This window comes from Streptomyces sp. DvalAA-43 (genome assembly GCF_900091725.1).
Lineage (GTDB): Bacteria > Actinomycetota > Actinomycetes > Streptomycetales > Streptomycetaceae > Streptomyces > Streptomyces pulveraceus.
The window spans coordinates 1-18,521 of sequence record NZ_FMBW01000018.1; the positions used below are offsets into that span (position 1 = coordinate 1).

Annotated in this window: 17 protein-coding genes; 5 read left to right on the forward strand and 12 right to left on the reverse strand. The window is 70.1% G+C overall.

Annotation, left to right across the window (positions count from 1 at the left end):
- The 6 genes from GA0115234_RS03755 to GA0115234_RS03780 all read right to left on the reverse strand — a co-directional run.
- Positions 1-549: hypothetical protein (locus GA0115234_RS03755; protein ID WP_093539394.1), on the reverse strand; the 549-nt coding region annotated here is incomplete at its 3' end.
- A 76-nt stretch (positions 550-625) separates the two neighbouring features.
- The gene (locus tag GA0115234_RS03760) at positions 626-1,336 is read right to left on the reverse strand and encodes a ribonuclease HII (RefSeq protein ID WP_093539395.1); all 711 of its coding nucleotides are present in this window, start codon (positions 1,334-1,336) and stop codon (positions 626-628) included.
- Between the two features lie 111 nt (positions 1,337-1,447).
- Entirely contained in the window at positions 1,448-3,187 is a 1,740-nt protein-coding gene (locus tag GA0115234_RS03765; protein WP_176729062.1) for a DUF4153 domain-containing protein, read from the reverse strand.
- A 249-nt stretch (positions 3,188-3,436) separates the two neighbouring features.
- Positions 3,437-4,339: an ADP-ribosylglycohydrolase family protein gene (locus tag GA0115234_RS03770; RefSeq protein ID WP_093539396.1), complete on the reverse strand. Its 903-nt coding sequence runs from the start codon at positions 4,337-4,339 to the stop codon at positions 3,437-3,439.
- 12 nt (positions 4,340-4,351) lie between these two features.
- Positions 4,352-5,011 (reverse strand): histidine phosphatase family protein, encoded by a 660-nt coding sequence (locus GA0115234_RS03775; protein WP_093539397.1) that lies wholly within the window; start codon positions 5,009-5,011, stop codon positions 4,352-4,354.
- A gap of 17 nt (positions 5,012-5,028) precedes the next feature.
- Positions 5,029-6,639, reverse strand: coding sequence for an ABC-F family ATP-binding cassette domain-containing protein (locus GA0115234_RS03780; protein ID WP_093539413.1), 1,611 nt, complete (start codon positions 6,637-6,639; stop codon positions 5,029-5,031).
- Between the two features lie 83 nt (positions 6,640-6,722).
- Here GA0115234_RS03780 and GA0115234_RS03785 point away from each other — a divergent pair, with 83 nt between their 5' ends.
- Complete coding sequence (locus GA0115234_RS03785; protein ID WP_093539398.1) at positions 6,723-7,382, forward strand: TetR/AcrR family transcriptional regulator; 660 nt, start codon at positions 6,723-6,725, stop codon at positions 7,380-7,382.
- Positions 7,383-7,441: 59 nt separating this feature from the next.
- Here GA0115234_RS03785 and GA0115234_RS03790 read toward each other — a convergent pair whose 3' ends face one another.
- Positions 7,442-8,047: a YdbC family protein gene (locus GA0115234_RS03790; protein ID WP_093539399.1), complete on the reverse strand. Its 606-nt coding sequence runs from the start codon at positions 8,045-8,047 to the stop codon at positions 7,442-7,444.
- 89 nt (positions 8,048-8,136) lie between these two features.
- Here GA0115234_RS03790 and GA0115234_RS03795 point away from each other — a divergent pair, with 89 nt between their 5' ends.
- Together GA0115234_RS03795 and GA0115234_RS03800 are read left to right on the forward strand one after the other, a co-directional pair.
- Entirely contained in the window at positions 8,137-9,093 is a 957-nt protein-coding gene (locus GA0115234_RS03795) for a DUF1152 domain-containing protein (protein WP_093539414.1), read from the forward strand.
- 158 nt (positions 9,094-9,251) lie between these two features.
- A complete protein-coding gene (locus GA0115234_RS03800; protein WP_093539400.1) occupies positions 9,252-9,788 on the forward strand; it encodes a TerD family protein in 537 nt (178 codons plus the stop codon).
- A 229-nt stretch (positions 9,789-10,017) separates the two neighbouring features.
- Here GA0115234_RS03800 and GA0115234_RS03805 read toward each other — a convergent pair whose 3' ends face one another.
- Positions 10,018-12,408 carry an ATP-binding cassette domain-containing protein gene (locus GA0115234_RS03805; protein ID WP_093539401.1) on the reverse strand — a complete coding sequence of 797 codons (2,391 nt, stop codon included), beginning with the start codon at positions 12,406-12,408 and terminating at the stop codon, positions 10,018-10,020.
- 7 nt (positions 12,409-12,415) lie between these two features.
- Here GA0115234_RS03805 and GA0115234_RS41770 point away from each other — a divergent pair, with 7 nt between their 5' ends.
- Entirely contained in the window at positions 12,416-12,643 is a 228-nt protein-coding gene (locus GA0115234_RS41770; protein WP_141718385.1) for a hypothetical protein, read from the forward strand.
- On the opposite strand, the gene GA0115234_RS03810 is transcribed toward GA0115234_RS41770, so the two are convergent.
- The 4 genes from GA0115234_RS03810 to nrdR all read right to left on the reverse strand — a co-directional run bounded on the left by GA0115234_RS03810 (position 12,627) and on the right by nrdR (position 17,177).
- Complete coding sequence (locus GA0115234_RS03810; protein WP_093539415.1) at positions 12,627-13,037, reverse strand: VOC family protein; 411 nt, start codon at positions 13,035-13,037, stop codon at positions 12,627-12,629. The two genes, GA0115234_RS41770 and GA0115234_RS03810, sit on opposite strands and share 17 nt — an antisense overlap.
- 10 nt (positions 13,038-13,047) lie before the next feature.
- Positions 13,048-13,491, reverse strand: coding sequence for a helix-turn-helix transcriptional regulator (locus tag GA0115234_RS03815; protein WP_093539402.1), 444 nt, complete (start codon positions 13,489-13,491; stop codon positions 13,048-13,050).
- Positions 13,492-13,609: 118 nt separating this feature from the next.
- Entirely contained in the window at positions 13,610-16,504 is a 2,895-nt protein-coding gene (locus GA0115234_RS03820; protein ID WP_093539416.1) for a vitamin B12-dependent ribonucleotide reductase, read from the reverse strand.
- A gap of 160 nt (positions 16,505-16,664) precedes the next feature.
- Positions 16,665-17,177, reverse strand: a complete 513-nt coding sequence (gene nrdR, locus GA0115234_RS03825; RefSeq protein WP_093539403.1) for a transcriptional regulator NrdR — start codon at positions 17,175-17,177, stop codon at positions 16,665-16,667.
- A gap of 519 nt (positions 17,178-17,696) precedes the next feature.
- On the opposite strand from nrdR, the gene lexA reads away from it, so the two are divergent.
- Positions 17,697-18,491 carry a transcriptional repressor LexA gene (lexA, locus tag GA0115234_RS03830; protein WP_093539404.1) on the forward strand — a complete coding sequence of 265 codons (795 nt, stop codon included), beginning with the start codon at positions 17,697-17,699 and terminating at the stop codon, positions 18,489-18,491.
- Positions 18,492-18,521: the final 30 nt, after the last annotated feature.

Sequence of the window (18,521 nt, forward strand, 5' to 3'; positions counted from 1 at the left end):
GGCGCGTTCCCGCGCACCGGTCAGCGCGCCGGTGACGGTGTCACCGCCGTTGACGGCGACGATCACCACCGGACGGGGCTTCACCCGGTCCGCGGCCGCGGCACCGGCGAAGAAGACGTCGTCACCGGCCTCGTGCTGCGCCCAGTAGGCGGCCTCGCCGAAGGAGAGTTCGTGCGCGGCCCACGGGTGCTGATCGCCCGTGGTGAGCACCAGGATCTCGCCCGGCGCTCGGCCGGAGTCGAGCAGCAGGTCCACTGCTTCGTCGGCGGCGTCGAGTGCGCCGGACGCCGAGGCGGGGATCAGCTGGATCTGCGGTGCGGAACGATTCTCCGGCCGGTCCGTCCGGGAGTCGTCGGAGGTGGGATGCGGGCGCTGCGCCGGGGGCGCGGGCCTCGCGGGGCCGGGCCCGGGACGACCGGGACGCGGCGTGGCCGCTGAACGCGGACCGGGTACGGGACGGGGGGTCGACGCGGTACGGCCGGTGGCCGGAGTGACGCGGGGACCCTGGGCGCTCTCGTGAATCTGAGGCTCCTCGAGGATGAGAGGCATGGGTGGTTGTCCATCAAACGCCGGCGCGCAGGGCGTCGGCGGTGGCTGTATGTGCGCGATCAGAAGACGCGCGCGATCAGAAGTCGAAGCCGAGCTGGCCCCCGCTTTCCAGTGCGGCCGCCTCGGCGGAGAAGCGGACCTTCTTGAGGTGCTGCCACCTGGGCAGCGCGTCGAGATAGGACCACGAAAGCCGGTGGTGGGGCGTCGGCCCCCGCTCCTCCAGCGCGGCCCTGTGCACGGGCGACGGGTATCCGGCGTTGGCCCCGAAGGCGAAATCGGCGTACTCGCCGGATTCCGCGCCCAGTTCGGCCATCATCGTGTCCCGGCGGACCTTCGCGATCACCGAGGCCGCCGCGACCGCGATGCAGGACTGGTCGCCCTTGATCACGGTGCGGACCTGCCAGGGCTGTCCCAGGTAGTCGTGCTTGCCGTCGAGGATCACCGCGTCCGGGCGCACCGGCAGGGATTCGAGGGCGCGTACCGCGGCGAGGCGCAGCGCGGCCGTCATCCCGAGCTCGTCGATCTCCTGCGGAGTGGCATCGCCGAGTCCGAACGCGGTGACCCAGTGCTCCAGCAACGGCGCCAGCTCCGCGCGGCGCTTGGGGCTGATCAGCTTGGAGTCGGTGAGCCCGGCGGGAGGTCTGCGGAGGCCGGTGACGGCCGCGCACACGGTGACCGGTCCCGCCCACGCTCCTCGTCCGACCTCATCGACACCGGCGACGGTCTTGGCACCGGTGGTGGCGCGCAGTGAGCGCTCGACGGTGTGCGTGGGTGGTTCGTACGGCATGGCGCCTGCAAGGGTACGCCGATGGGCGCGCGGGCAACACCCCGGGGCACCGGTCGGCCGCCCCGGACCCGTCCATGGCTCCGCGCCCCGCACCCGCCCGGCCCGGACCGGTCAGTACGGGTCGTACGGATCGTTCTCGTCACCGTCGCGCTCGCCACCCCCGATGCCCGTACGCGAACCGTCGCAGGACCCCGTCGGGAGCTCCGGATTCCGCATCCGCAGAATGTCCCGGGCCCGTGATTCGCCCCAGCTGGTGGCGTACCAGGGAGCGTCGTCGGAGCGCAGCGACCGTTCGATGTCCCTGAGGGCGCAGGAGCGCAGCGGCTCGGGCAGCGTGTCCAGGGCGGGGACGGCGTCCGCCGATAGGCCCCGGAGGTAGTCGATGTCGATCGAGTGGTCGTTCCGGTACCGCTGGACGTTCTGCTCCGCGATCAGCCCGTCGGGCGAGACCAGCCCGAACGCGAGGACGCCGACGGCCGCGCTCGCGGCCACGGCACGCGGCAGCATGCGGGCACCGAACACTCCGGCGGCCATGATCAGGACGAGCACCACGCCCAGCCAGAGTTCCACCGCCGCCACGGATATCCGCAGCCGTGTCAGACCGTACGCGTCGACGTAGAGGTCCATCCGCCGCAGCGCGGAGGCCACGACGATCAGGGTGAGCAGGCACAGCACGCCGAGCACGGCCCGTACGAGAGTGCGGTCGCTTCCCCGCCCGCGAGGGGCCCAGCGCAGGGCGAGCGCGATCACCAGCAGTGTGAGCACCGTGGCCCAGAGAAGCTGCCAGAAACCCTGCCGGGCGTATGCGGAGTAGCTGAGATCGGTCGTGGCCATCACCTTGTCGTAACCGCCGAGCAGCACGGTGAGCTGGACGGCGATGAAGACGGCGAACAGTGCGTTCAGCACGATCAGCGGCAGGGCCCACTCCAGCCGCCCGCGCGCCTTCCCGCGGCGGACGGTGATGCCGTCCCAGCGGACCGGAGCGGCTGCGGCGTACGCGGCGGCGAGGGCGCCGACCAGGCCGACGACGAAGAGGAGGAAGCGCCACGGGCTGCCGCTGACCGACACGTCGGGCATCAGGCTGCCGAGGACGTCGGCGAAGGCGGCATCGGCGCTCGCGAACAGCGCCCCGAACACGATGAGCAGGACGACCGCCACCGCGGCGCTGCGGAGAACGATCCCCAGTCGGCCGCGGGATCCCTCCATCCGCGCGCGTACGCCCCGTCCGCCCCAGGCCAGGCCGTCGGCGATGGAGCTGAACAGGCCGAGCGAGCCCAGGAACACCCCGAGCCAGCTGCGATTGCCGTGCAGGGCGAGCGAGCCCAGGGCGACAGCCGAGACGACGGCCAGGAAGACGGGCCATCCGGCGTCCCGAAGGGCCGGGACGGCGAGCAGCGCCAGCCCGCCGACCGCCCAGAAAGCCGTCCACGGGCGGAGGCGACGACCGGCCGTCCGCGCGGCGAAGAAGGCCCCGAGCGCCGCGGGAACGGCGACGATCAGCGCGTTCAGGCCGAGACCGTCGCCCAGCAACAGGGCGCTCAGCAGGGCCGTGACGACGACACAGCCGAGTGTCGCGCCGCTGATGGCGGCGGGGGCAGACGGGCGGAGTGTCGACAGCGCGGAGGGCTGGGGGCTGCTCTGCCGCCACGGGTCGGGCGGTTGCCGGCGCCCGTCCCGCTGTGCGTACGCCGGCAGTTTCGGTGGCTCGGGAGCGGTGTCACCGGGCTCCGGCGGCGGCGCCTTCGACAACGCGTCCCGTTCGGACGTTCCGGTCCGCCCCGACGGCTCGGACGGCTCGGACGGCTCGGGAGCCTCGGCCGGCCTGGGCGATTCTGATGTGTGATCGGACATGGGACCCCTCCCCTACCGAGGTCCCCGCACACCACCCGCAGGGCAGCGGCTCGGGCACCCTGGCGTCTCATTTCGGCGCGCGCCCGTCTGGATGATCATCAGCGGCGGCGTGGCCGAAAGAGTAGCCGCCCCTCGCGGTTCCGGACCGTGCGAGGAGGAGCTGTGGCAGTACCGTGACAGTCCGGGCGGCCCGGTCGGGGCTCCGCCGGTCGTCGGCCCTGATATCGCAGCGCGCCGAGGCCCGTGGTCCTAGCGCGGAAGCCAGTCCGGCAGTTCCTCCGTGCGCGCCGCCCAGTCGGCCGGTGGTGCGCCGGCCTTGTCCGCCGCGACGATCCCGCCGACGATCGCGCAGGTCGTGTCGACGTCCCCGCCGGCCTGGGCGGTCGCCCAGAAGGCCTGCTCGAAATCGCCGAGGCCGCGCGCCGCCGACCAGAGGGCGAATGGAACGGTGTCGTGTGCGCTGGTACGCCGGCCGTTGCCGAGGACCGCCGCGACCGTCCCCGCGTCGTCGTAGTCGAGCATGTCGCGTGCCCGGCGCAGCCCGGCGCCGACGGCACTGCGCGGCACGAGCGCGATGACGCCGTCGAGCAGTTCCGTCGGGGTGGGCGGCCCGGACGTCGCCGCCGCCAGTGAGGCGGCCGCCGCGACGGCCATCGCGCCCACCACCGCCTCGCGGTGCTGGTGCGTGGTGTACGAGGAGATCTCGGCCTGGTGGGTGGCCTGCTCCGGGTCGTCGGCGTACCAGGCGCCGAGCGGGGCGATGCGCATCGCCGAGCCGTTGCCCCAGGAGCCCTGGCCGTTGAAGAGGGCGGATGCCAGTTCCCGCCAGTCAGCGCCCTCCCGGACCAGCCTGAGCAGCCGGTTCACGGCCGGCCCGTATCCCCGGTCGAAGTCATGGTGGTGGGCGAAGGACCGGGCGAGCGCGTCCTGGTCGATCCGCTCGTGCTCCGCCAGCATGGCCAGCACCGAACACGCCATCTCGGTGTCGTCCGTCCACTGCCAGGGATCCGGCGGGAGTTCGCGCTGTTTCAGCAGTGGATAGTTGGCAGGCACAAAGAACTGGGAGCCCAGTGCGTCTCCCACGGAGAGCCCCCGAAGGCTGGCAAGGGCTCGTTCGAAACGTTGGCCGGAGGCCGGGTCAGCGGTTGTCATCGCCCCTCCACTCTATCCGGTGATGCCGTACGGCTCAGGTGTGCGCCAGCGGTCGAACGGCCGGTCCAGGGTGTAGCGCCCGTCCTCCCCGAGTGTCAGCGTCCGGATCTCCCCGTTGCCCGGATTGGACAGTGACTCGAACTCGGCGACCGACCAGTGGAACCAGCGCATGCAGAACAAACGCATGGTCAGTCCGTGCGTGACCAGCAGGACGTTCTGCGGGTGGTCGGGCGCCTCGAAGCTCCGGTACAGGCTCTCCAGGAAGGCCCCGACCCTGTCGTACACATCGGCTCCGGACTCCCCCTGCGCGAAGCGGTAGAAGAAGTGGCCGTACGCGTCCCGGTAGGCCTTCTGCAGCCGCACGTCGTCGCGGTCCTGCCAGTTTCCCCAGTCCTGCTCCCTCAGGCGCGGCTCCTCACGCACCCGTACCCGCTCCAGGTCCAGACCGAGGGACCTGAAGGTCTCGTGGGTGCGGCGGTAGGGCGAGACGTACACGCTGACCCGCTCGCCGTCGAACAACTCGCGCAGCCGCACACCCGCCTCCCTGGCCTGCCTCAGCCCTGTCGCGGTGAGCCTCAGCGCATGGTCGGGCTCGCGCTCGTACACCGTGTCGTCGGCGTTGCCCTCGGACTCGCCGTGCCGGACCAGGACAATGCGTTGCGGTCGTGCCATGTACCGACCCTAAGGGCTCATTCGAGCAGATGTCCGGACTCCATCCGCCGGATGTCGCCGGCGAAGCGGCGGCGCAGCGACCGGTCGTGCGAGACCACGACCAGCGCGCCCGGCCAGCGGGCCAGTGCTTCCTCCAGCTCCTGCACGAGCCCCAGTGCCAGGTGGTTCGCCGGCTCGTCGAGCAGCAGCAGATCCGCGGGCCGGGCCAGGAGGCGGGCGAGAGCGAGCCGTCTGCGCTGTCCGGCCGAGAGCGAGCCGACCGGCACCCGGAGGTCCCGGGAACGGAACAGCCCGTACGAGAGCAGCAGTTCCGCCTGCTCGTCGTCGGTCAGCGGCAGTCCGCGGCCGAAGGCCGTGAGCACGGACTCCACCGGACGGTGCACTGGTATCTCCTGCGCGAGGTAGCCGATGGCGCCGCGCCGGACCACGCGGCCCGTGTCCGGTTCGAGCACCCCCGCCATGACTCGGAGCAGGGTGGACTTGCCCGCTCCGTTGCCGCCGTGGATCAGCAGTCTGTCGGCCGCCGCCACGGAGAGCCGGTCGACCGCGAGTCTGCCGCCGACCCGTAGGTCCGTCAGGGACACCACCTCTCCCCCGGTCGCACCGGCCGTGGGCAGGGCGGCGAAACGCAGCGGGTCCGGTGGTCTGGGGACGGGCCGCGCTCTCAGCCGATCCAGTCGCTTGCGCGCGTTACGGACCCGGCCGGACACGGAGGCCTGGACCCGGCCCGCGGCCCGGTCGTACGCCATTTTGTTGTTGTCCTTGATGGCGCGGCCGGCGGCGACGCCATGGGCGGTGGTCGCCGTGTACTCCTCCAGTTGCCCGGTCTCCTCGCACCACTGGGCGTAGGACTGCTCCCAGCGTTGCCGTGCGGCGCGCTGCTCGGCGCGGAATCCCGCGTAGCCGTCGCCGTGGCGCACGACGGTGCGCCGGTCGGCGTCGACCTCCAGCACCGCGGTGGCGACCTCTTCCAGGAAGATCCGGTCGTGGGACACGGCGATCACCGTGCCGGGGTGGGACCGCAGTTCGCTCTCCAGCCAGTCGAGCGCGGCTTCGTCCAGGTGGTTGGTGGGTTCGTCGAGCAGCATCGCCTCGGGGCGTGCCGCGATCAGGCAGGCGAGACCCAGGCGCGCCTGTTCGCCGCCGGAGAGACGGCCCAGCTCCCTGGCCGGCTCCACGTGCGCGAGGCCGAGGCCGTACATCGCCTTGTCGACGCGCGCGTCCGCTTCGTATCCCCCGCGCAGCTCGAATTCCGTGAGCAGCTCCCCGTAGGCGGCGAGCGCGGCAGCGTCGGCAGTGCCCAGCTCCGCCTCGACAGCCCTCAACTTCCGCTCCATCGACCGTATTTCCGCCAGTGCGTCGTCGATCGCGTCCCGGACCGTGCTTCCGGGTGGCAGCCTCGGGGTCTGGGACAGCAGGCCGATGCCACCGTCGGCAGCCGTGAACACGCTTCCGGAATCGGGCCGTTCGAGCCCCGCGAGGAGCCGGAGCAGGGTCGTCTTCCCCGCACCGTTCTCCCCGACGATGCCGATCCGTTCGCCCGGACGCACGGTCAGCGAGACATCGTCGAGCAACAGCCGGTCACCCCGGGACACGGTGACTCCGCACAGAGAGATCTGGGTGGGCACGAGCACCTCCGATCTAATGCAATCCTTGTGGCATTAGGGCGAGCATGGCACACTGGAACCACCTAATGCAACAGGAGTAGCAATTGACTGAACAGGCAACCACCCCGAAGACCGATCCGCCCGAGCCCCCGCCGGCCCCCGGCACGCGTCGTCCGGGCGGCAGAACCGCCCGGACGCGGGCGGCGGTCCGTGACGCCGTCCTCACCGGCCTGGTGGAGCACGGCTATCCGGACCTCACCGTCGAGTACATCGCGGAGCACTCCGGCGTCCACAAGACGACCCTCTACCGCCGCTGGGGAAACCTCGAAGGGCTCGTCGTGGACGCCTTGGACCTGGCCGGCGAGGACAGCTGGTCCCCGCCGGACACGGGAAGCCTGGAGGGGGATCTGCGCGCGCTGGCGCGCACGACGGCCGCCTCCTTCGAGGACCCCGCCGCGGCGGCCGCGCCGACCGCGTTCATCGCCGCGGCCTTCCAGTCCGAGCGTGCCGCCGAGGCGCTGAACGCCTTCTACGCACAGCGGTTCGCCCGCTGCGGAGCCATCGTCGAACGCGCCGTCTCCCGGCACGAGCTGGACCGGCAAACGGACGCGGGAGCGCTCGTCAGGGCCGTGATCTCGCCCCTGTTCCTCAGACTCTTCATCACCCGTGAGCCGGTCGACGGGGCGTTGGCCGAGCAGTCGGCCGACGCGGCGCTGGCGGCCGCCCGCGCCGGGGTCTTCAACACCCGGGCAGCGTCCGCCTGATGGGCCGTCCGGAGCGCCCACGGCCCATTGTCCCCGCCCAGCCGCTCAGGCCGGGCCGGTCACACCGTCCACGACGGTTCCAGCTGCACGACGTCTCCCGCCAGCTCCGCCACGTCGTCCTCGGTCTGCGCCCGTTGCGCCAGCCGCTCAATGCTTCCCGCCCGGTACTTGCCGCGCTCGGCGCTCGACTGCCACATCGACAGCACGAGGAACTCCTGTCCCGGCGCCTCCCCGAACACCCCGCGCAGCATGCCGGGCGATCCGGCCATCGCCGGATTCCACACCCGCTCCTGCATCAGCGCGAAGTGCTCCACCCGGTCCTCACGCACCTTGCTGTGCGCCACCCGGACCACATCCGCGTCGGTGAAGCGCGGCTCGAAGCCGGTCTTCACGTCGAAGCGGTGCTCGAAGAGCTTGACCTGGATGCCGCTGTACGTCCCGGACTGCTCGGCGGCCAGGCCGTCGTGCGCCCGCGCCATGAAAGAGTCGTAGAAGACGCGGTTCTCCCAGAAGGCGAAGACGTGCGCCACGTCCGGATGCCCTCGGCTCCACCCGCCGCCCTGTCCCCTGAATCCGGGCTCGCCAAGCAGCCCCGCCCACTTCCGCTGCCCCCGCTCAAACCCTCGACGGTCCACCACGGTGCAACGAATCCACTTGACCAGCACCGCGCCATCGTACGGTGCCGGGCATGGCACGGGTCACGTCCGGACGGAGCAGGCCCGAAGTGACCGCCGTCAACCGCAGAATGACCTCCATGGCCTCGCTGCACACCAACCCCCTGTTCGCCCGGCTCGAATCCGCGGAACGTGTCCTCGTCGCGGGCGCCGGCGGCGGCTTCGACATCTACGCGGGGCTGCCCCTCGCTCTCTCCCTCATCCACCAGGGCAAACACGTACAGCTCGCCAATCTGTCGTTCAGCGCCCTCGAAGGGCTGCCCCTCGACGCCTGGCTCGCACCGGACGTCGCCGCCATCACCCCCGAAACGGCCCTCCACCAGGCGTACTTCCCGGAGCGGACGCTCGCCCAGTGGCTCGGTCTGCACGGCTACCCGAGCACGGTCCACGCCTTCTCCCGGGTGGGCGTACAACCGCTGCGCGCCGCCTACCGGGCGTTGATCGAGAAGTACGGCATCGACGCGGTCGTCCTGGTCGACGGCGGCACCGACATCCTGATGCGCGGCGACGAAACCGGGCTCGGCACACCGGAGGAGGATCTGGCCAGCGTCGCCGCGCTCGCCGCGATCGACGTACCGGAACGCCTCGTCGTATCCATAGGCTTCGGCATCGACGCGTATCACGGGGTGAGCCACGGCCTCGTCCTGGAGAACATCGCCGCACTCGAACGCGACGGTTCCTGTGTCGGCGCGTTCTCCGTGTCCCGTACGACACGGGAGGGCGCGCTCTTCGTCGACGCCGTGGCACACGCCCAGCACCACACGCCCGACCACCCCAGCATCGTGAACGGGTCGATCGCGGCGGCCGTCCAAGGAGCCTTCGGGGATGTCCAGTTCACCTCGCGCACCCGTGGCAGCGAGTTGTTCATCAACCCTCTGATGACGCTCTGCTTCGTCTTCGAGCTGGAAGGTGTGGCCCGCAATTGCCTCTATCTCGACCGCATCGAGCACACTCATCTCATCCGTCAGGTCAGCAGCGCCATCGAGCTTTTCCGGGACGAGGTCCGGCAACGACCGCCGCGCCGCATACCGCACTGATCCGATGCGGCCACGGGCCGTCCCGGCCGGCCGCGGGAGACCGATGGCCCGATTCCGTCGTCGAATCCCGGGCCGGTTGGATCCGCGGTCGGTTGCCGACATGATCGGGGGATGTCAACGGCCCGACGGCCCAGCGGAAAGCCAGGGAGGCAAGTCCGATGAGCACGCCCAACAAGGACCTCGACAAGGTCGAGGTCAGTCTCAAATGGGATCCGAGCCCTTCGGGAGCACCGGCCCATGACCTCGACATCATCGCGGCGACGTACCTCGCCGAAGCGCCGTACGGCAGCCCGGCGTATCTCGTGCACTTCGACAGCCGCTCGCCGGACGGCACCATCACCCTCAACCGCGACAGCAGGACCGGCCAGGGCTTCGGCTTCGACGAGGTGATGACTCTGGAACTGGACCGGCTGTCGACCGCGTACACCCGCGTCGTCGTCGGGGTCGCCATCCAGCAGCGCGACGGCCGCAAGACCTTCGCCGAGATAGCGAACACCGGTGTCCAGATCCGGGAGGGCTATACGAACCTGGCGGAGGACGACTTCTCCGCGGTCGGCGCCGCCACTGCGGCGACCGTGGCCGAATTCGTCCGGAGCGCCTCCGGGGCCTGGGAGTTCCACGACACGGTCCGGGGCTTCGACGGCGACCCCGATTCGTTCGCCGCGACGATGGGGAGCCGCCCGCCCGGCAGGTGACACTGCCCCGTACGCGGCTGCGTCCGAGTACTTCGGGAATGTGCCCGCCTCCGGCCTCGCGCGGTCGTGCCGCCCACCGCGCGAGGCCCCGGGCCGGGTCCGTGATGTACCACCCGCGCGAGGCCCTGACCCGGATCCGTGGAGTCCCGCCCGCGCGAGGCCCCGGGCCGGGTCCATGGAGTCCCGCCCGGCCCTCGGACGTACGACCGGACTTCACACCCGGCCCGGCTCAGGCCCCGACGTACTCCGCGAGGTGCTCGCCCGTGAGGGTGGAGCGGGCGGCGACCAGGTCGGCGGGGGTGCCTTCGAAGACGATCCGGCCGCCGTCGTGACCGGCGCCCGGCCCCAGGTCGATGATCCAGTCCGCGTGCGCCATGACCGCCTGATGGTGCTCGACGACGATCACCGACTTGCCGGAGTCGACAAGCCGGTCGAGCAGGCCGAGCAGTTGCTCGACATCGGCGAGGTGAAGGCCGGTGGTCGGCTCGTCCAGGACGTACACACCGCCCTTCTCGGCCATGTGGGTCGCCAGCTTGAGCCGCTGGCGCTCGCCGCCGGACAGTGTGGTGAGCGGCTGGCCGAGGCTGAGATAGCCGAGCCCGACATCCGCGAGCCGCTCCAGGATCCTGTGCGCGGCCGGTGTGCGCGCCTCGCCCGCGCCGAAGAACTCCTCGGCCTCGGTCACCGACATCGCGAGCACCTCGCTGATGTCGCGGCCACCGAGGTGGTAGTCGAGCACCGATGCCTGGAACCGCTTCCCCTCGCACTCCTCGCAGGGGGTGGCGACGCCCGCCATCATCGCCAGATCGGTGTAGATGACACCGGCGCCGTTGCACGTCGGGCAGGCGCCCTCGGAGTTGGAGCTGAACAGCGCGGGCTTCACACCGTTGGCCTTCGCGAACGCCTTGCGGATCGGGTCGAGCAGTCCGGTGTACGTCGCCGGGTTGCTCCGCCGCGACCCGCGGATGGCCCCCTGGTCGACCGAGACCACCTCCGCGCCCGCGGGGATCGATCCATGGACGAGCGAGCTCTTCCCGGACCCCGCGACGCCGGTGACGACGGTGAGCACGCCGAGCGGGATGTCGACATCGAGGCCGCGCAGGTTGTGAGCCGTCGCGCCGCGGATCTCCAGCACCCCGGTGGGCTCGCGCACCGTCTCCTTCACGACCGCCCGGTCGTCGAGATGGCGGCCGGTGACGGTGTCACCGGCCCGCAGTCCCTCGACGGTGCCCTCGAAACAGACGGTGCCCCCGGCCGAACCCGCGCCGGGGCCGAGGTCGACGACATGGTCGGCGATGGCGATCGTCTGCGGCTTGTGCTCCACGACGAGCACCGTGTTGCCCTTGTCCCGCAGCCGTAGCAGCAGGTCGTTCATCCGCTGGATGTCGTGCGGGTGCAGGCCGATGGTGGGCTCGTCGAAGACGTAGGTGACATCGGTGAGCGAGGAACCGAGGTGGCGGATCATCTTGACGCGCTGCGCCTCGCCGCCCGACAGCGTGCCCGACGGCCGGTCGAGCGAGAGGTAGCCGAGACCGATCTCCACGAACGAGTCGAGGGTCCGCTGCAGCGCGGCGAGCAGCGGGGCCACCGACGGGTCGTCGAGGCCGCGCACCCACTCCGCCAGGTCGCTGATCTGCATCGCGCAGGCGTCGGCGATGCTCAGCTTCCTGATCTTCGACGACCGGGCTTCCTCGCTGAGCCGGCTGCCGTCGCAGTCGGGGCAGGTCGTGAAGGTGACCGCCCGCTCCACGAACTCCCGGATGTGCGGCTGCAACGCCTCCTTGTCCTTGGACAGGAAGGACTTCTGGATCTTGGGGATCAGCCCCTCGTAGGTGAGGTTGACGCCCTCGACCTTCACCTTGGTCGGCTCCCGGTAGAGGAAGTCCTGCATCTCCCTCTTGGTGAACCTGCGGATCGGCTTGTCCGGGTCCAGGAGGCCGGACTCGGCGTAGACCCGCACGGTCCAGAAGCTGTCCGACTTCCAGCCGGGGATGGTGAACGCGCCCTCGGAGAGCGACTTGGAGTCGTCGTAGAGCTGGGTGAGGTCGATGTCCGAGACCGTGCCCCGGCCTTCGCAGCGGGTGCACATGCCGCCGGTGCGGGTGAAGGTCCGCTTGACGGTCCTGGTCCGGTCGGCGCCGCGGTCGACCTTGAACGCACCGCTCGCCTGGACCGAGGCGACGTTGAAGGAGAACGCCTGGGGCGAGCCGATGTGCGGCTTGCCCAGCCGGCTGAAGAGGATGCGCAGCATCGCGTTGGCGTCGGTGGCGGTGCCGACCGTGGAGCGGGGGTCGGCACCGAGACGCTGCTGGTCGACGGTGATCACGGTCGTCAGACCGTCGAGCACATCGACCTCGGGCCGCGCGAGGGTCGGCATGAAGCCTTGCACGAAGGCGCTGTACGTCTCGTTGATCAGCCGCTGCGACTCGGCGGCGATGGTACCGAAGACCAGCGAGCTCTTGCCCGAACCCGAAACTCCGGTGAACACCGTCAGCCGGCGCTTCGGGATCTCGATGCTGACGTCCTTGAGGTTGTTCACGCGCGCGCCGTGCACGCGGATCAGATCGTGGCTGTCGGCGGCGTGCGCCGCGGTCGGCTGCGTGTCTGTCCTCTCGGCCATGCTTGTCGTGTCTCCGTCTGTCGGGCGGAGCCGCCTCGCGGTCTCCGTCTGTGTCGCCCGGCTCGATGTCACCGGCTTCCGGCGGTACGTCCGGCTCTGCTTCTTCGACGCGGCGGCGATCGCCGCCGGTCCGGTCGGCGGTGCCGGTGGGGCCCGGGAGCGCCGCCGCCGTGCTCGGCACCGTCCCTACGGGCCCGGGGCCGCGACCGCCGGACGGGTCAGCGCACCTCGTTGATGCGGATGAGATTGCCCGCGGGGTCGCGGAAGGCGCAGTCGCGGATCCCGTACGGCTGCTCGGTCGGCTCCTGGACGACCTCGGCGCCGCCTGCCTGCAGCTTGTCGAAGGTGGCGTCGAGGTCGGTGGTGGCCAGGGTGATGATGGCGTAGGTGCCCTTGGCCATCATCTCGCCGATGGTGCGCCGCTCCGTCTCCGTGATGCCCGGATCCCCGGCCGGCGGATGCAGCACGATGGACGTACCGGGTTGGCCGGCGGGGCCGACCGTGATCCAGCGCATCCCGCCGAACCCGACGTCATTGCGGATCTCGAAGCCCAGGATGTCGCGGTAGAAGCCGATGGAGGCGTCCGGATCCTCGTGCGGAAGGAAGCTGGAGTGAATCGTGATGTCCATGCTCGTCACGCTAATCGCGGCCCCGTGGCCGCGCTTCTCGATTCCTGATCGGTCTGGTCACCTGCTTCGCCACGCACGACGGCATCCCCGCCGTGGCGCGAGCTGCCTCGCGCCGGTAGACGCTCGGCGGCATGCCCACCAGCTCGGCGAAGCGCGTGCTGAAGGTGCCCAGCGACGAGCAACCGACCGTGAAGCAGACCTCGGTGACACTGAGATCACCACGCCGCAACAACGCCATCGCCCGCTCGATGCGCCGGGTCATCAGGTATCCGTACGGCGACTCCCCGTACGCCTGCCGGAACGCTCGGCTCAGATGCCCCGCCGACATGTGCACGCCACGGGCGAGCGCCTCGACGTCCAGCGGCTGTGCGAACTCCCGGTCGATCCGGTCGCGGACGCGGCGCAGCCGGGCGAGGTCGCGCAGCCGCTGTGCCTCATCGGGTCTGCTGGTCATCTGCGAGATCGTGCCATACCGCACTGACAGTCGCCCGCCGGGCGGGGAGCCGGACCGGACACGCCGGAGGGCGCCGACCGGTGGTCGGCGCCCTCCTCACCGGATGACCGGAGACGCGTCAGCTGCAACCGCTGGTCGAGCCGCAGCCCTCGCAGATGTAGCAGGATCCGGCACGCTGCATCTTCGTACCGCAGGAGAAGCAGAGCGGCGCGTCCGCGCTGATGCCCAGCTGCATCTCGACGAGCTCCGCCGAGGTGTGCGCGGTCTTCGGGGCGGGCTGCTCCGCCTCCTGCACCGCGGCCACCGCCTTCAGCGGCTCCGTCCGCACCGGGGCGGACTGGGCCAGAGCCTCGACGTCCAGCTCCTCGTCCTCCATGGAGGGCTCGTACGAACCCGTGTCGAGGTGGCGCTGACGTTCCTCGGCCGAGTGGATGCCGAGCGCCGAGCGGGTCTCGAAGGGCAGGAAGTCCAGCGCGAGGCGGCGGAAGATGTAGTCGACGATCGACTGCGCCATCCGCACGTCCGGGTCGTCCGTCATGCCGGCCGGCTCGAAGCGCATGTTGGTGAACTTCGAGACGTACGTCTCCAGCGGGACGCCGTACTGCAGACCGACCGAGACGGCGATGGAGAAGGCGTCCATCATGCCCGCGAGGGTGGAGCCCTGCTTGGACATCTTCAGGAAGACCTCACCGAGACCGTCGTCCGGGTAGGAGTTGGCGGTCATGTAGCCCTCGGCGCCGCCCACCGTGAAGGAGGTGGTGATGCCGGGACGGCCCTTGGGGAGGCGCTTGCGGACCGGGCGGTACTCGACGACCTTCTCGACCGCGGTGCGGATGGTCTCCTCGGCCTTGGCGGTGACCGCCTCCTTCTCCTTCTCCTTGGTCTTCGCGGAGAGGGGCTGGCCGACCTTGCAGTTGTCGCGGTAGATCGCGAGCGCCTTGACGCCCATCTTCCACGCCTCGAAGTAGACCTCTTCGACGTCCTCGACGGTGGCCGTCTCCGGCAGGTTCACCGTCTTGGAGAGCGCGCCGGAGATCCACGGCTGGATCGCGGCCATCATGCGCACGTGGCCCATCGCGGAGATGGAACGCTCGCCCATCGCGCAGTCGAAGACCTCGTAGTGCTCGGTCTTCAGACCGGGGGCGTCGATCACATTGCCGTGCTCGGCGATGTGGGCGACGACCGCCTCGATCTGCTCCTCCTGGTAGCCCAGGCGGCGCAGGGCCTGCGGGACGGTGCCGTTGACGATCTGCATCGAGCCGCCGCCGACCAGCTTCTTGAACTTGACCAGGGCGAGGTCGGGCTCCAGGCCGGTGGTGTCGCAGGACATCGCGAGACCGATGGTGCCGGTGGGCGCGATGACCGAGGCCTGCGCGTTGCGGAAACCGTTCTTCGCGCCGAGCCGGATCACGTCCTGCCAGGCCTCCGTGGCGGCGGCCCAGATCGGGTTGTCCAGGTCGTCCATGTGGACGGCCACGGCGTTGGCATCGGCGTGCTGCTTCATGACGCGCTGGTGCGGCTCGGCGTTGCGGGCGTAGCCGTCGTACGGACCGACGACCGCGGCGAGCTCGGCGGAGCGCTTGTACGAGGTGCCGGTCATCAGCGAGGTGATGGCACCGGCGAGGGCGCGGCCGCCGTCGCTGTCGTAGGCGTGGCCGGTCGCCATCAGCAGGGCGCCGAGGTTGGCGTAGCCGATGCCGAGCTGACGGAAGGCGCGGGTGTTCTCGCCGATCTTCTGGGTCGGGAAGTCCGCGAAGCAGATCGAGATGTCCATCGCGGTGATGACCAGCTCGACGACCTTGGCGAAGCGCTCGGACTCGAAGGACTGGTTGCCCTTGCCGTCGTCCTTGAGGAACTTCATCAGGTTCAGCGACGCGAGGTTGCACGAGGTGTTGTCCAGGTGCATGTACTCGGAGCACGGGTTCGAGCCGTTGATCCGGCCGGACTCCGGGCAGGTGTGCCAGGCGTTGATGGTGTCGTCGTACTGGATGCCGGGGTCGGCACACGCCCAGGCGGCCTCCGCCATCTTGCGGAAGAGGGACTTGGCCTCGACCTCTTCGATGACGTCACCGGTCATGCGGGCACGCAGCCCGAACTTGCCGCCCGACTCGACGGCCTTCATGAACTCGTCGTTCACCCGGACCGAGTTGTTGGCGTTCTGGTACTGGACGGACGTGATGTCGTCGCCGCCCAGGTCCATGTCGAAGCCCGCGTCGCGCAGGGCGCGGATCTTCTCCTCCTCCTTCACCTTGGTCTCGATGAAGTTCTCGATGTCGGGGTGGTCGACGTCGAGGATGACCATCTTGGCCGCACGCCGGGTGGCGCCGCCGGACTTGATGGTTCCGGCGGAGGCGTCGGCACCGCGCATGAAGGAGACCGGGCCGGAGGCGTTGCCGCCGGAGGACAGCAGCTCCTTGGAGGAGCGGATACGGGAGAGGTTCAGGCCGGCGCCGGAGCCGCCCTTGAAGATCATGCCCTCTTCCTTGTACCAGTCGAGGATCGACTCCATGGAGTCGTCGACGGCCAGGATGAAGCAGGCGGAGACCTGCTGCGGCTGGGGCGTGCCGACGTTGAACCAGACCGGCGAGTTGAAGCTGAAGATCTGGTGCAGGAGGGCGTACGCCAGCTCGTGCTCGAAGATCTCGGCGTCCGCGGGAGAGGCGAAGTAGCCGTGGTCCTCGCCGGCCTTGCGGTACGTCTTCACGATCCGGTCGATGAGCTGCCGCAGACCGGTCTCGCGCTGCGGGGTGCCGACGGCCCCGCGGAAGTACTTGCTGGTGACGATGTTGACCGCGTTCACCGACCAGAAGTCGGGGAACTCGACGCCACGCTGCTCGAAGTTGATCGAGCCGTCGCGCCAGTTGGTCATGACGACGTCACGACGCTCCCACGCCACCTCGTCGTACGGATGCACGCCGGGAGTGGTGTGGATGCGCTCGATGCGCAGACCCTTGCTCGACTTGGCTCCCTTGGCGCGGGAACCTCGTGCCGGGCCGCTCGCCGTCTCTGTCATGCCGCCTCCCATATGTGGGCAAAAACACCCTGAAGTGCCCAGAACTTCCCGGGGCACTGTCTGTCTCTGATGCCTCGGGCGCCACACAGAGCGCCCGGAGCGGGTCTATGAAGTCGCACTGCGGCCGATCCACGGAACCGTGGCGATCGGCCGGCGCCGATCAGTCGGCGGCGACGGCGGGAACGGGGACCTCAAGGGTCTCGCCGCTCCCGCACTCCTCCACGGGGGGCCGTCGCTCACGGAGTTCCGTGATGGCGGCCTCGAAGTCTTCGAGTGTGTCGAACGCCCGGTAGACGGACGCGAAGCGCAGGTACGCGACGAGGTCGAGTTCCTGCAGGGGGCCGAGGATGGCCAGGCCCACGTCGTGAGTGGTCAGCTCGGCGCTGCCGGTGGCACGCACCGCCTCCTCGACCCGCTGGCCGAGCTTGGCGAGGGCGTCCTCGGTGACCGGCCGGCCCTGGCATGCCTTGCGCACGCCGGAGATGACCTTGGTACGACTGAAGGGTTCGGTCACGCCGCTGCGCTTCACCACCATCAGCGAGCAGGTCTCCACCGTCGTGAAACGGCGGGAGCAGTCGGGGCACTGGCGGCGGCGTCGGATCGACGTGCCGTCGTCGGTGGTGCGACTGTCGACGACCCGGCTGTCGGGGTGCCTGCAGAAGGGGCAGTGCATGGCTCCCAACCCTCCTTCACAGCACGACTGAATAGCCTCTCCAGGGCCCGTCGGGCCCCTCGAAGCTGTCACAAGCATAGGCGATGGCCACACCCTCGGCGGACCGGGGACCACAACTTCTGGGTGGCCGGAACAATCCAACCACTAGATCTTGGGTTTGGCCGCGCATTCGGCCCTACCGCGTGTCGCGCCTCACGAGCGACCGGCAGGCAGCCTACGGCCGCGTAAGAGGTTACGGGAACCGCGCGGCGGCCGGGATTGCGGGGCCCTCACCGCCACCCCACGGACGGCAGCCCGACGGCACCCCTGTGGCGACTTCGCACCGGCGGCCGCTAGCGTAATGGCCCGAATTGCGGGTCGGCCCGCAAGGGATCCACGTCCCCTCGGTCATCGCACATACACCCGGCAGAGAACGCGCGGCACATTTTTATTCGTTTTTCACTCGAACGTGTGTTTGGCGCAACCTTTCGAAAGCTACTACCGTTGTCCAGCTAGGGAGACCATTCGAGAGGGGCCGACGTGACCACCACCGCAGACAGTGCCACCATCACTGCCCAGGACCGCTCCCAGAGCCGATTCGAGCCGGTGCATGCCATGAATGACTCAGTCACGAACATGGAGGGGCCAGAGCCCACGCGCCCAGCGCGCTCATTGCCCGGACGACCTCCTGGAATCCGGGCGGACAGCTCGGGGCTCACGGACCGGCAGCGGCGAGTGATCGAGGTGATCCGGGATTCCGTGCAGCGGCGCGGTTACCCGCCCTCGATGCGGGAGATCGGCCAGGCGGTGGGCCTGTCGAGCACGTCCTCCGTCGCCCATCAGCTGATGGCCCTGGAGCGGAAGGGTTTCCTGCGCCGCGACCCCCACCGCCCGCGGGCGTACGAGGTCCGTGGTTCGGACCAGCCCAGTTCGCAGCCCACCGATACGACCGGCAAGCCCGCCGCGTCCTATGTACCGCTGGTCGGCCGGATCGCCGCCGGTGGGCCCATCCTCGCCGAGGAGTCGGTCGAGGACGTCTTCCCCCTCCCCCGCCAGCTCGTCGGTGACGGCGAGCTCTTCGTACTCAAGGTCGTCGGTGACTCGATGATCGAGGCGGCCATCTGCGACGGCGACTGGGTCACCGTGCGCCGCCAGCCCGTCGCGGAGAACGGCGACATCGTGGCAGCCATGCTGGACGGCGAGGCCACGGTCAAGCGCTTCAAGCGGGAGGACGGCCATGTCTGGCTGCTCCCGCACAACTCCGCTTACCAGCCGATCCCGGGCGACGAGGCGACGATCCTCGGCAAGGTGGTGGCGGTGCTGCGGCGGGTGTGAGGCCCGCCGGTTTCCGACCGGGCCCCGGGA